The sequence below is a fragment of the Serratia marcescens subsp. marcescens ATCC 13880 genome (assembly GCF_017299535.1).
GTDB lineage: Bacteria > Pseudomonadota > Gammaproteobacteria > Enterobacterales > Enterobacteriaceae > Serratia > Serratia marcescens.
Genome location: NZ_CP071238.1, coordinates 4,809,201 through 4,823,026, shown reverse-complemented (window position 1 = coordinate 4,823,026; position 13,826 = coordinate 4,809,201). Strand labels below are relative to the sequence as shown.

Below are 13,826 nucleotides of genomic sequence, written 5' to 3'. Positions count from 1 at the left end.
GTCGGCGCCGCCAGGCGCCTACAGCTTCATGTAAGCCCGCACGCCATCCAGGAACATCTGGGTCGACAGCATCACCAGAATCAGCCCCATCAACCGCTCCAGCGCGCTGACGCCTTTGCTGCCCAGCAGGCGCAGGAACAGGTTCGACATCAGCAAAATGGCCGCAGAGAGACCCCAGGCGATCAGCAGCGCCGCCACCAGATGGGGCAACTGATGCGGGTATTGGTGCGACAGCAGCATCAATGCAGCCAGAATCGACGGCCCGGCCACCAGCGGGATCGCCAGCGGCACCAGGAACGGCTCCTCGCCGGCGGACAGCCCGGAGCTGTTCCCCTCCTGCGTGGGGAAAATCATCTTGATGGCGATCAGAAACAGGATGATGCCGCCGGAAATGGAGACGGTTTCGGTGCGCAGGTTGAGGAACGCCAGAATTTTCTCGCCGGCGAACAGGAAAATCAGCATCAGCAGCAGGGCGATCAGCAGCTCGCGGATCAGCACCACCCGGCGGCGGCGCGGTTCCAGATGCTTGAGCACCGACATGAAAATCGGCAGATTGCCCAGCGGATCCATAATTAAAAACAGCAATACCGTAGCGGAAATCATCTCTGTCATGGTGACCTCGTGATCGGGAAAACGCCTCGGCCTTTCCGGCCGCATCCTTGCCTATCCCCTATGGATTTCAAATTGCAGCTAGGCGCCCAGCGATCGCATCCCCAGGAGCTTACTCAAGTAAGTGACTGGGGTATGACAAATCTGCCGGGAGCAGATTTGAACGCTGCTCGCAGCGGCCCCTTGGGGCGTGGCCCACGGATGGGCCACGTAACTACGTGCAGGTAACAACGCTGCAGTTTGAAAGACGACGGGTATATAAGAAGGATTGCTGAGAAATCCTCAGCCATCGAATAAATTCACTTTGCGCCCGCGCCGACATTTTGTAAGGTGAGGAGATATTGCACACAACTCGTTATCACCTACATAAGCCCTTATCCGGGCGGGACACAGATATTATGAAAAACGTTGGTTTCATCGGTTGGCGCGGAATGGTCGGCTCGGTTCTCATGCAACGCATGACGGAAGAGCGCGATTTCGACGCCATTCGCCCGGTCTTTTTCTCCACCTCGCAGCACGGTTCCGCCGCGCCGGCCTTCGGCGGCCAGCAGGGCACGCTGCAGGATGCGTATGACATCGACGCGCTGAGCGCGCTCGATATCATTATTACCTGTCAGGGCGGCGATTATACCAACGAAGTTTATCCTAAGCTGCGCGCCAGCGGTTGGCAGGGTTACTGGATCGACGCGGCCTCGTCGCTGCGCATGCAGGACGACGCCATCATCATCCTGGATCCGGTCAACCACGCGGTGATTCAGCAGGGCCTGGACAAAGGCATCAAAACCTTCGTCGGCGGCAACTGCACCGTCAGCCTGATGCTGATGTCGCTCGGCGGCCTGTTCGCCAACGATCTGGTGGAGTGGGCGTCGGTCGCCACCTACCAGGCGGCCTCCGGCGGCGGCGCGCGCCACATGCGCGAACTGCTGACCCAAATGGGCATGCTGCATGCCGACGTGGCGAAAGAGCTGCAGGATCCGGCTTCCGCCATCCTGGATATCGAGCGCAAGGTGACCGAAGCCACGCGCAGCGGCAAACTGCCGACCGATAACTTCGGCGTCCCGCTGGCCGGCAGCCTGATCCCGTGGATCGACAAGCAGCTCGACAACGGCCAGAGCCGTGAAGAGTGGAAGGGTCAGGCGGAAACCAACAAGATTCTGAATACCGGCAGCGTGATCCCGGTCGACGGTCTGTGCGTGCGCGTCGGCGCGCTGCGCTGCCACAGCCAGGCGTTCACCCTGAAGCTGAAAAAAGACGTGTCGCTGCCGGAAATCGAGCAGATGCTGGCGACGCACAACGACTGGGTGCGCGTGATCCCGAACGACCGCGAACTGACCATGCGCGAACTGACGCCGGCGGCGGTGACCGGCACGCTGAATACGCCGGTCGGCCGTCTGCGCAAGCTGAATATGGGGCCTGAGTATCTATCGGCGTTCACCGTGGGCGACCAGCTGCTGTGGGGCGCGGCCGAGCCGCTGCGCCGCATGCTGCGCATCCTGCTGTAAACCCGCACTTCCAGGGGGCTGGCTGCTTTCAGCCCCCTAATGCCTTATTTTCCGCTTTTTTGTTCGCCGCGCACCGCGTCGGGCAACGTCATCGCAAGCCTCGTTTCAATGGGCGGGATCCCGCCTATCTCCTCGTCAGTCATTGCATGCAAACGCCGCCAGGCTGGCAGTTTTCTTAATGAAGAATTTTCCTCACCAATGCCGAGCAGTTTTTAACAGACATTGGCTATGCTTAACGCATGGGTGAACACTTTTTCACCATGACTGAAATATTTCAAAAAATAAGCATAAAGAGCGAAATTCAGGTCGGCAGAGTAAAGATTGGTCAATAACCGACCGCAATCACGCTTTAGAGTCCGAATGCATTGCATGATGACCAAAACGGCCAAGGAATAACCAACAAGCCGTGCTTAGATCATGCTGTTAATCTAAGGAAGAAGACTATGCCTGTACTTCCCGATCGTGACGTGATTGATCAGATCATCTCCGGCCATTACGCCGACCCCTTTGCTCTGCTTGGCATGCATGCGACCGATAACGGTCTGCAGGTGCGCGCGCTGCTGCCGGACGCCGGCGCAGTCTGGCTGGTAGAACAGCAAACCGGCCGGCGGCTGGTGCAGCTGAACTGCGACGATCCGCGCGGTTTCTTCAGCGCGGTGGTGCCGCGGCGAAAAAATCCTTTCCGCTATCAGCTGCAGGTCAGCTGGCGCGATCACCAACAGACTGTCGACGATCCCTACCGGTTTGGCCCGCTGCTGCAGGATATCGACAGTTGGCTATTGGCCGAGGGCACGCATTTGCGTCCCTATGAACGGCTGGGCGCCCACCTCGTTACGCTGGATGGCATCGACGGCGTCAGTTTTGCGGTCTGGGCGCCCAACGCCCAGCGCGTCTCGGTGGTGGGGGAGTTCAACTTCTGGGACGGCCGCCGCCATCCGATGCGTCTGCGGCGTGAAAACGGCATCTGGGAGCTGTTCCTGCCCGGCGTGCGGGCCGGCCAGCTGTACAAATATGAAATCGTCGATTGCTACGGCAATACCCAGCTGAAAGCCGATCCTTACGCCTTCGAGGCGCAGATGCGCCCGGACACCGCCTCGCTGGTGGCGCCGCTGCCGGAGGTGGTGCCGTCGACGCCGGCGCGCCGCCGCGCCAACGATTTTGACCAGCCGATCGCCATCTACGAGGTGCATCTCGGCTCATGGCGCCGCCACACTGACAACCACTTCTGGCTCAGCTACGGCGAGCTGGCGGTGCAGCTGATCGACTATGTGAAGGACATGGGATTCACCCATATCGAGCTGCTGCCGATCAACGAGCACCCGTTCGACGGCAGCTGGGGCTATCAGCCGCTGGGGCTGTATGCGCCGACCCGGCGCTTCGGCACGCCGGCCGACTTCAGGGCGTTTGTGGCGGCGGCGCATGAGGCGGGCATCAACGTGATCCTCGACTGGGTGCCGGGGCACTTCCCGAGCGACGCCTACGGCCTGGCGAATTTCGACGGCACTGCGCTGTACGAGTACGCTGATCCGCGCGAGGGCTACCATCAGGACTGGAATACGCTGATCTACAACTACGGTCGCCACGAGGTGCGCAACTACCTGGCGGGCAACGCGCTGTATTGGCTGGAGCGTTTCGGCATCGACGCGCTGCGGGTCGATGCGGTGGCGTCGATGATCTATCGCGACTACAGCCGCGCCGACGGCGAGTGGGTGCCGAATTATTATGGCGGCAACGAGAACCTGGAGGCCATCGCCTTCCTGCGTTATACCAACCAGACTATCGGCCAGGCGCAGCCGGGCGCGGTGACGCTGGCGGAGGAGTCCACCGACTATCCCGGCGTCACCCTGCCGCCGGATGCCAACGGCCTGGGGTTCCACTACAAATGGAACCTCGGCTGGATGCACGACACGCTCAATTACATGAAGTGCGATCCGGTGCACCGCAAGTATCACCACAACCAGATGACCTTCGGCATGCTTTACGCCTATACCGAGAACTTCGTGTTGCCTATCTCGCACGATGAAGTGGTGCACGGCAAAAAATCGATCCTTGACCGTATGCCGGGCGATGCCTGGCAAAAGTTCGCCAACCTGCGCGCCTATTACGGCTTTATGTGGGCGCATCCGGGCAAAAAGCTGCTGTTTATGGGCTGCGAGTTCGCGCAAGGGCGCGAGTGGAATTTCGATACCAGCCTTGACTGGCATTTACTGGAAGGGCTGGATAACTGGCATAACGGCGTGCAGCGGCTGGTGCGCGATCTGAACCACTGCTACCGCCAGCAGGCGCCGCTGTACGAGCGCGACTACCGCCCGGACGGCTTCGAATGGCTGGTGGTCGACGATCACGACAACTCGGTGTTCGCCTTCGCGCGCTACGATTCGCAGGGCAATGAGTTGATCGCCATCAGCAACTTTACCCCGGTGCCGCGCTACCGCTACCGCATCGGCCTCTCGCGCGCCGGTGACTACCGCGAGATCCTCAATACCGATTCGCACCACTATCACGGCAGCAACGCCGGCAATCAGGGGCGGGTTTCTTCCGAAGCGGTCGGCAGCCACGGCCGCGACTTCTCCATCTGCGTAACGTTGCCGCCGCTGGCGACCATTTATCTGCTGCGGGAGGCGCCATGACGGAGCTGACAGCCGGCCTCGCCGCGCCGCTGGGCGCGCAGTACGACGGCGAAGGCATCAACTTTACCCTGTACTCGGCGCACGCCGAGCGGGTGGAGTTGTGCCTGTTCGACGGCCAGCAGCGCGAAGTGCGCCTGCCGCTGCCGGCGCGCAGCGGCGATATCTGGCATGGCTATTTGCCGGGCGGCAAGCCGGGACAACGTTACGGTTACCGGGTCTACGGCCCGTTTGATCCGGCGAACGGGCAGCGCTTCAACCCCAACAAACTGGCGCTCGATCCGGCCGCGCGCGCGGTGGAAGGGCCGGTGGCGGACCACCCGCACCTGCACGGCGGTTACGAGCAGCCGGACCCGCACGACAGCGCGGAGCTGATGCCGAAATGCGTGGTGGTGGACGAACGGTACGACTGGCAGGACGATCGCCCGCCCGCCACGCCCTGGGGGCAGACGGTGATTTACGAAGCGCACGTGCGCGGTCTGACGCTGCTGCACCCGCAGATACCGCCGGCGCTGCGCGGCAGCTTCGCCGCATTGGGGCACCCGGCGATGATCGCCCACTTCAAACGCCTCGGCATCACCGCGCTGGAACTGCTGCCGGTGCAGCAACATACCTCCGAACCGCGCCTGCAGCGGCTGGGGCTGATCAACTATTGGGGCTATAACGTGCTGGCGCCCTATGCGCCGGACAACCGCTACGCCAGCCTGAGCACCGATGCCACGCCGCTCAACGAATTCCGCGATGCGGTCAAGGCGCTGCACCAAGCCGGCATCGAAGTGATCCTCGATGTGGTGTTTAACCACAGCGCCGAGCTGGACAGGGACGGGCCGATGCTGTCGCTGAGCGGCATCGATAACCTGAGCTACTACTGGCTGACGCCCGAAGGGGACTATGTCAACGATACCGGCTGCGGCAACACGCTGCGGTTGGATCAGCCGCAGGGCGTGGCCTGGGTGATGGATTGCCTGCGTTTTTGGGTGCGGGAGTGCCACGTCGACGGCTTCCGTTTCGATCTGGGCAGCGTGCTCGGCCGCACGCCGGGGTTCGATCGCGATGCGCCGCTGTTCCAGGCGATGCTGGCGGACGATCTGCTGTCGCGCTGCAAGCTGATCGCCGAACCCTGGGACATTGGCCCCGGCGGTTATCAGGTGGGGGCGTTCCCCGGCCGCTTCGCCGAATGGAACGACCATTACCGCGACGACATGCGCCGTTTCTGGCTGCAGAGCGGCGTGTCGCTCGGCCAGTTCGCCCGGCGTTTTGCCGCCTCGAGCGATCTGTACAACCAGCGCGGGCGGGCGCCTTACGCCACCGTCAACATGCTGACCGCCCATGACGGGTTTACCCTGCAGGACGTGGTCAGCTTCAACGAGAAACACAATCAGCCGAACGGCGAGGGCAACCGCGACGGCAGCGATCGCAATTTCAGCAACAACCACGGCGTCGAAGGCCTGGTCGCCGACGACGCCATTGTGCAACGCCGCAGGGCCAGCCAGCGGGCGATGCTCGCCACGCTGTTGCTGTCCCAGGGTACGCCGATGCTGCTGGCCGGCGATGAACAGGGACACAGCCAGCAGGGGAACAACAATGCCTATTGTCAGGACAACGCCACCACCTGGCTCGACTGGGCCACGGCGGACGACGCGCTGACCGATTACGTCGCGGCGCTGATCGCGCTGCGCCGCCAGATCCCCGCGCTGCAGCAGGACCGCTGGTGGCAGCAGGACGACGGCAGCGTGCAGTGGCTGAACGCGCAAGGCCAGCCGCTCGACGCGCAGCAGTGGGAGCGGGGCGAGTTGCTCATGCAGATCCTGCTGTCGCAGCGCTGGCTGCTGCTGGTCAACGCCACGCCGCAAACGACGGAGATGAGATTGCCGGAAGGCGATTGGCAGGTTGTCGCTCCGTTCACTCAGGAAGACTCACGGGCGGTATTGCCCGCCTGGCACCAGGCCGCGCGCTCGCTTTGCGTACTGGTACGGAAATAATAAAAGGAGTCCGCTATGGTTAGGTTTGAAAATAAAGACCCCCTGATGTTGGCGCGCCAGTTGCCGATTAAATCCGTAGCGCTGATCCTGGCCGGCGGCCGCGGCTCACGTTTGAAAGATTTGACCTCCACCCGCGCCAAGCCCGCCGTCCACTTTGGCGGCAAATTCCGCATCATCGATTTCGCCTTGTCGAACTGCCTGAACTCCGGCATCCGCCGCATCGGCGTGATCACCCAATACCAGTCGCACACGCTGGTGCAGCACATTCAACGCGGCTGGTCATTCCTCAACGAGGAAATGAACGAGTTCGTCGATCTGCTGCCGGCCCAGCAGCGCCTCAGCACCGAGCATTGGTACAAGGGCACCGCCGACGCGGTGTACCAGAACCTGGATATCATCCGCCGCTACGAGGCCGAATACGTGGTGATCCTGGCGGGCGATCACATCTACAAGATGGATTATTCACGCATGCTGATCGATCACGTCGAGAAGGGCGCTCAGTGCACTGTGGCCTGTCTGCCGGTGCCGCGCAGCGAAGCCGGCGAATTCGGCGTGATGAAGGTGGATGAAAGCGACCGCATCATCGAGTTTCTGGAAAAGCCCGCCGATCCGCCGGCGATGCCGGGCAACCCGGATATGTCGCTGGCCAGCATGGGCATCTATATTTTTAATGCCGCCTACCTGTTCCAGCTGCTGCAAGAGGATATGTCGACCCCCGGCTCCAGCCACGATTTCGGCAAGGATCTGATCCCGAAAATCACCGCGCAGCAGGCGGCGTGGGCGCATCCGTTTACCTTGTCCTGCGTGACGTCCAATCCCGATCTGCCGCCGTACTGGCGCGATGTGGGCACGTTGGACGCCTATTGGCGCGCCAATCTCGATCTGGCGTCGGTGACACCGGAGCTGGACATGTACGACCGCGCCTGGCCGATCCGCACCCACATGGAACCGCTGCCGCCGGCCAAGTTCGTGCAGGATCGCTCCGGCAGCCATGGCATGACCATGAACTCGCTGGTGTCCGGCGGTTGCATCGTGTCAGGGTCGGTGGTGGTGCATTCGGTGCTGTTCCCGCGCGTGCGAGTGAACTCGTTCTGCACCATCGACTCTACCGTATTGTTGCCGGACGTGAACGTCGGCCGTTCCTGCCGCCTGCGGCGCTGCATCATCGACCGCGCCTGCCATATTCCGGAGGGCATGGTGATCGGGGAAAACGCCGATGAGGACAGCAAGCGTTTCTATCGCTCGGAAGGCGGCATCGTGCTGGTGACGCGCGAAATGTTGTCAAAATTGTGAGTTAACGTGGGGGCAGAACGATAGCCTGCCGCCCGATGAACGGTTCGATGGCTTGCGCAACGCGGCACACATAACAGCGGCAAGCCTGCTTTATTTCTTATCCAGAGGCCTTCGGCCGACTTTCAGGAGTGATAATGCAGGTCTTACACGTATGTTCTGAAATGTTCCCCCTGCTGAAAACGGGCGGACTCGCAGACGTGGTTGGCGCGCTGCCGGCGGCGCAAATCGCCGAAGGCGCCGATGTTCGGGTGCTATTGCCCGCTTTCCCTGACGTACGCAACGGCATACCCGACACCGTGCTGGTGGCGGAAATCGACTCGTTCGCCGGCCGGGTTGGCCTGCGTTACGGCACCTACCATGGCGTGGGCATCTATCTCATCGATGCGCCCTGGCTGTATGACCGGCCGGGCAGCCCGTACCACGATCAGTCCATGTACGCCTACCCCGACAACCACCGCCGCTTTGCGCTGCTGGGCTGGATGGCCTGCGAGCTGGCCAAGGGGATGGATCGCTACTGGCGGCCGCAGTTGGTGCATGCCCACGACTGGCACGCCGGTCTTAGCTGCGCCTATCTGGCCGCCAACGGCCACCCGGCGCGTTCGGTGTTCACGGTGCATAACCTGGCCTATCAAGGGCTGTTTTCCGCCCATCACGTGACCGAACTGTGGCTGCCGGCGTCGTTTTACAACGTCTATGGCCTGGAGTTCTACGGCCAGATGTCGTTCCTCAAGGCCGGGCTGTTTTATGCCGACCACGTGACCGCCGTCAGCCCGACCTATGCGCGCGAGATCACCCGGCCGGAGTTCGGCTACGGCATGGAGGGGCTGCTGCAGGAGCGGCAGCGGCAGGGCAGGCTGAGCGGCATCCTCAACGGGGTGGACGACAAGATTTGGGATCCGGCCCACGACCCGCGGCTGAGCGCCCGTTATGACGCCGACGATCTGAAAAGCAAGGTCAAAAACAAGCTGCATCTGCAAAAGGCCATGGGGCTGAAGGTGGACGAATCGCTGCCGGTGTTCGCGGTGGTGAGCCGATTGACCAGCCAAAAAGGCCTGGATCTGGTGCTGCAGGCGTTGCCTGAACTGCTGGCGCAGGGCGGGCAGCTGGCGCTGCTGGGCGCCGGCGATGCGGTGCTGCAACAGGCGTTTCTGGCCGCCGCCGCCGACTACCCTGAACAGGTCGGCGTGCAGATCGGTTATCACGAATCCTTCTCCCACCGCATCATCGGCGGCGCCGACGTTATTCTGGTGCCGAGCCGCTTCGAGCCCTGCGGTCTGACGCAGCTCTACGGTCTGAAGTACGGCACGCTGCCGCTGGTGCGCCGCACCGGCGGGCTGGCGGACACGGTGGTGGACTGCGCGCTGGAGAACCTGGCCGACGGCACCGCCAGCGGATTCGTGTTCGACGATTGCGACGCCGTCGCGCTGGGCAACGCCATCCGCCGCGCCATGGTGCTGTGGAGCCGGCCGAAACACTGGCGCCACGTTCAGCGCCACGCCATGAGCGTGGACTTCGGCTGGCCGGTGGCGGCGAAAGAGTATTTATCGCTTTATCAACGCTTGTAGCCCGCGTTTCGCGTCTCGGGTTGACGCGCGGCGGGCAGCCGTAAGGGTAGATTGTCGGGGCGCGGCGTGCCGCGTCCATGTTCAGCGGAGCCCGCTATTCCGCGGCGAATGGCGGGCTCCCCACAAGGGATTAAAAAGCCATGACTTCACCGTTTAGTTACACCTCACCTACGGTCAGTGTGGAAGCGCTGAAACACTCCATCGCCTATAAGCTGATGTTTATCGTCGGCAAGGATCCGGCCATCGCCAACCGGCACGATTGGCTGAACGCCGTGCTGTTCGCGGTGCGCGATCGCATGGTGGAGCGCTGGCTGCGTTCCAACCGCGCCCAGCTGTCTCAAGACGTGCGGCAGGTGTATTACCTGTCGATGGAGTTCCTGATCGGCCGCACCCTGTCAAACGCGCTGCTGTCGATGGGCATCTATCAGGACATCGACAACGCGCTGAACGAGATGGGGCTGAACCTGGCGGAGCTGCTGGAGGAAGAAAACGACCCCGGGCTCGGCAACGGCGGCCTGGGCCGGCTGGCGGCCTGTTTCCTCGACTCGCTGGCGACGCTGGCGCTGCCGGGGCGCGGCTACGGCATTCGCTATGAATACGGCATGTTCAAGCAGAACATCGTCAACGGCCAACAGATGGAGTCGCCGGACTACTGGCTGGAGTACGGCAATCCGTGGGAGTTTCCGCGCCATAACACCCGCTACAAGGTGCGCTTTGGCGGCCGCGTGCAGCAGGAGGGCGCCAAGGCGCGTTGGCTGGAGACCGAAGAGGTCGTGGCCATCGCCTACGATCAGGTGATCCCCGGCTTCGACACCGACGCTACCAACACCCTGCGGTTGTGGGGCGCGCAGGCCAGTAATGAGATCAACCTCGGCAAGTTCAACCAGGGCGATTACTTCGCGGCGGTGGAAGACAAAAACCACTCGGAGAACGTGTCGCGCGTGCTCTATCCGGACGATTCGACCTCCTCCGGGCGCGAGCTGCGGCTGCGGCAGGAGTATTTCCTGGTGTCGGCCACGGTGCAGGATATTCTTAACCGCCATTGGCTGATGCACAAAACCTTCGACAACCTGGCGGACAAGATCGCCATTCACCTCAACGACACCCACCCGGTATTGTCGATCCCCGAGCTGATGCACCGGCTGATCGACGAGCACAAATTCAAGTGGCTCGACGCCTGGGAAGTGGTGGAGCAGGTGTTCTCTTACACCAACCACACGCTGATGAGCGAGGCGCTGGAGACCTGGCCGCTGGACATGATTGGCCGCATCTTGCCGCGCCATCTGCAGCTGATTTTCGAAATCAACGATCACTTCCTCAAGATGGTGCAGGAAGTGGCGCCGGACGACAACGACCTGCTGGCGCGGGTCTCGATCATCGACGAAACCAACGGCCGCCGGGTGCGCATGGCGTGGCTGGCGGTGGTGGCCAGCCACAAGGTCAACGGTGTTTCCGCCCTGCATTCCGAACTGATGGTGCAGTCGCTGTTCGCCGACTTCGCCCGGCTGTTCCCGACTCGTTTCTGCAACAAAACCAACGGGGTGACGCCGCGCCGTTGGCTGGCGCTGGCCAACCCGCCGCTGGCGGCGGTGCTGGACGACTGCATCGGCCAAACCTGGCGCACCGATCTCAGCCAACTGAGCGAGATCAAAGCCAACGTCGATTACCCGAGCTTCCTGCAGGCGGTGCAGCGCGCCAAACGGCAGAACAAGGAGCGGTTGGCGCTGTATATCGCCAAAACGCTCAACGTGGTGGTCAACCCGGATGCGTTGTTCGATGTGCAAATCAAGCGTATCCACGAGTACAAACGGCAACTGCTCAACGTGCTGCACGTCATCACGCTGTATAACCGTTTGCTGGCTGACCCTGACATCGAGCGCGTGCCGCGGGTGGTGATCTTCGCCGGCAAGGCGGCCTCTGCCTACTATGCCGCCAAGCAGATCATCCGTCTGATCAACGACGTGGCCAAAGTGATCAACAACGATCCGCGCGTGCATACCCAACTGAAGGTGGTGTTCATTCCGAACTACGGCGTCAGCCTGGCGCAGATCATTATCCCGGCGGCGGATCTGTCGGAACAGATCTCGCTGGCGGGCACCGAGGCCTCGGGCACCAGCAACATGAAGTTCGCGCTGAACGGCGCGCTGACCATCGGCACGCTGGACGGCGCCAACGTCGAGATGCGCGAGCACGTGGGGGAGGAGAATATCTTTATTTTCGGCAATACCGCCGAGCAGGTTGAGGAACTGCGCCGCAACGGTTACAACCCGCGCCAGTACTATGAGCAAGACCCGGAGCTGCATCAGGCGCTGACGCAGATCGCCACCGGGGTGTTCAGCCCGGAAGAGCCGAAACGCTATGGCAATTTGTTCGACTCGCTGGTCAACCTCGGCGATCACTATCAGCTGTTGGCGGATTACCGCAGCTATGTGGACACGCAGGACAAGGTGGACGAGGTGTATCTCAATCAGGACGAGTGGACGCGGCGCGCGGTGCTGAATATCGCCAATATGGGCTACTTCTCATCCGATCGCACCATTCAGGAGTATGCGGATGAAATTTGGCACATTAAGCCGGTGAAGCTGTAAAGCGGGAGAGGAAAAAAGCAAAGGGCCGGATAACCGGCCCTTTGTCGTTACGCTGCAGCTCAGGAAGCCAGAGACAGCGCTTTCGTTTTCGCGTGTTCCGCCAGCCAGGCTTTCACTCGCGCCTGCTGCGCCTCGTCCAGCCACATGCCCAGCTTGGTGCGGCGCCAGATGGCGTCGTCCAGCTCTACGACCCACTCTTTCTCGGTCAGGTAACGCAGCTCGGCTTCATACAGACCGTGGCCGAAATCTTCGCCCAGATCGGCGAGGCCGTTGGCGCCGGCCAAGATCAGCTCGCTCTGGCTGCCGTAGGTGCGGGCATAGCGGCGCGCCAGGGCTTCCGGCAGCCAGCCGTGCGCACGGCGCAGTTTGGCCGCGTAGCCGTCGCGATCGCCGTCGATGTCACCGCCCGGCAGCGTGGCGTTTTTGGTCCACGCCGGGCCGCAGCCTGGGTAGTAGTGGGCCAGTTTTTCCATCGCATGTTCGGCCAGCTTGCGGTAGGTGGTCAGCTTGCCGCCGAAGACCGACAGCAGCGGCGCTTTGCCCTGCTCATCGTGCACGTCCAGCGTGTAATCGCGGGTGATCGCCTGCGGTGAATCGGACTCGTCGTCGCACAGCGGACGCACGCCGGAGTAAGTCCAGACGATGTCGTCGCGGCCCAGCTGCTTCTTGAAGTGATCGTTGTACACTTTCAGCAGATAAGCGATTTCGTTCTCGTCGATCTTCACGTCTTTCGGATCGCCTTTGTACTCCACGTCGGTGGTGCCGATGATGGAGAACTCGTCATTCCACGGGATCACGAACACGATGCGGTGGTCTTCGTTCTGCAGAATGTAAGACTGCGGCTGATCGTGCACGCGCGGCACCACGATGTGGCTGCCTTTGATCAGGCGGATGCCGTAAGGTGATTTGAGCTTCAGGCCGTCGTCGAAGAAGTTTTTCACCCACGGGCCGGTGGCGTTCACCAGGCCTTTGGCGCGCCAGGTGAAGGTTTTGCCGCTGTCGATATCGACCGCTTCCACCATCCACAGGCCGTTTTCACGCCATGCGCGGGTCACTTTGGTGCGGGTGCGCACTTCGCCGCCGCGTTTTTCCACTTCCTGCGCGTTCAGCACCACCAGGCGAGCATCGTCGACCCAGCAGTCGGAATATTCGAAACCGCGCTTCAATTCAGGCTTCAGCACCGACTCTGGTCCAAAGCGCAAACCCTTGCTGCCCGGCAGGCTGGTGCGTTTGCCCAGGTGATCGTACAGGAACAGGCCGATACGGATCATCCAGGCCGGACGCAGGTGCGGCTGGTGCGGCAGGCGGAAACGCATCGGGAACGCGATGTGCGGCGCCAGCTTCAGCAGCACTTCACGTTCGGCCAGCGCTTCGCTCACCAGACGGAATTCGTAGTGTTCCAGGTAGCGCAGGCCACCGTGGATCAGTTTGGAACTGGCGGAAGACGTAGCACAGGCCAAGTCTTGCGCTTCCAGTAGCAGTACCGACAGCCCGCGCCCGGCAGCATCCGCCGCGATGCCGGCACCGTTGATGCCGCCACCGATAACGATCAAGTCTTTGGTTTCCACGTCATCTTCCTCCAGATGTTCGAAATAGCTCTTTCATGTTCGTTTTCGCTCATGATTGTAATCAAAAACCAACAGGCAAGCCAAGAGTTAAC

At 61.8% G+C, this 13,826-nt stretch carries 8 protein-coding genes; 6 read left to right on the top strand and 2 right to left on the bottom strand.

Translation table 11 applies throughout. The features are described 5' to 3' along the window. Nucleotides 1-18: 18 nt before the first annotated feature. Complete coding sequence (locus tag J0F90_RS23080) at nt 19-612, bottom strand: YhgN family NAAT transporter (RefSeq protein ID WP_004930825.1); 594 nt, start codon at nt 610-612, stop codon at nt 19-21. A 395-nt stretch (nt 613-1,007) separates the two neighbouring features. On the opposite strand from J0F90_RS23080, the gene asd reads away from it, so the two are divergent. From asd to glgP, 6 genes are all read left to right on the top strand, one after another. Further along, nucleotides 1,008-2,111 carry an aspartate-semialdehyde dehydrogenase gene (gene asd, locus J0F90_RS23075; protein WP_016930397.1) on the top strand — a complete coding sequence of 368 codons (1,104 nt, stop codon included), beginning with the start codon at nt 1,008-1,010 and terminating at the stop codon, nt 2,109-2,111. A gap of 443 nt (nt 2,112-2,554) precedes the next feature. After that, on the top strand, nt 2,555-4,741 hold the full coding sequence (glgB, locus tag J0F90_RS23070) for a 1,4-alpha-glucan branching enzyme (RefSeq protein WP_033639198.1): 2,187 nt from the start codon (nt 2,555-2,557) through the stop codon (nt 4,739-4,741). After that, nucleotides 4,738-6,720, top strand: a complete 1,983-nt coding sequence (gene glgX / locus J0F90_RS23065) for a glycogen debranching protein GlgX (RefSeq protein WP_033639199.1) — start codon at nt 4,738-4,740, stop codon at nt 6,718-6,720. Before glgB ends, glgX begins: the two co-directional genes overlap by 4 nt. A gap of 15 nt (nt 6,721-6,735) precedes the next feature. After that, nucleotides 6,736-8,013 (top strand): glucose-1-phosphate adenylyltransferase, encoded by a 1,278-nt coding sequence (gene glgC, locus J0F90_RS23060; protein ID WP_016930394.1) that lies wholly within the window; start codon nt 6,736-6,738, stop codon nt 8,011-8,013. Between the two features lie 134 nt (nt 8,014-8,147). Further along, nucleotides 8,148-9,578, top strand: coding sequence for a glycogen synthase GlgA (gene glgA, locus J0F90_RS23055; RefSeq protein ID WP_033639200.1), 1,431 nt, complete (start codon nt 8,148-8,150; stop codon nt 9,576-9,578). A gap of 140 nt (nt 9,579-9,718) precedes the next feature. Next, nucleotides 9,719-12,166, top strand: coding sequence for a glycogen phosphorylase (gene glgP, locus J0F90_RS23050; protein ID WP_004930804.1), 2,448 nt, complete (start codon nt 9,719-9,721; stop codon nt 12,164-12,166). A 59-nt stretch (nt 12,167-12,225) separates the two neighbouring features. Here the strand turns inward: glgP and glpD are convergent, their stop codons facing one another. Next, entirely contained in the window at nt 12,226-13,734 is a 1,509-nt protein-coding gene (glpD, locus tag J0F90_RS23045) for a glycerol-3-phosphate dehydrogenase (protein WP_004930801.1), read from the bottom strand. Between the last annotated feature and the right edge of the window lie 92 nt (nt 13,735-13,826).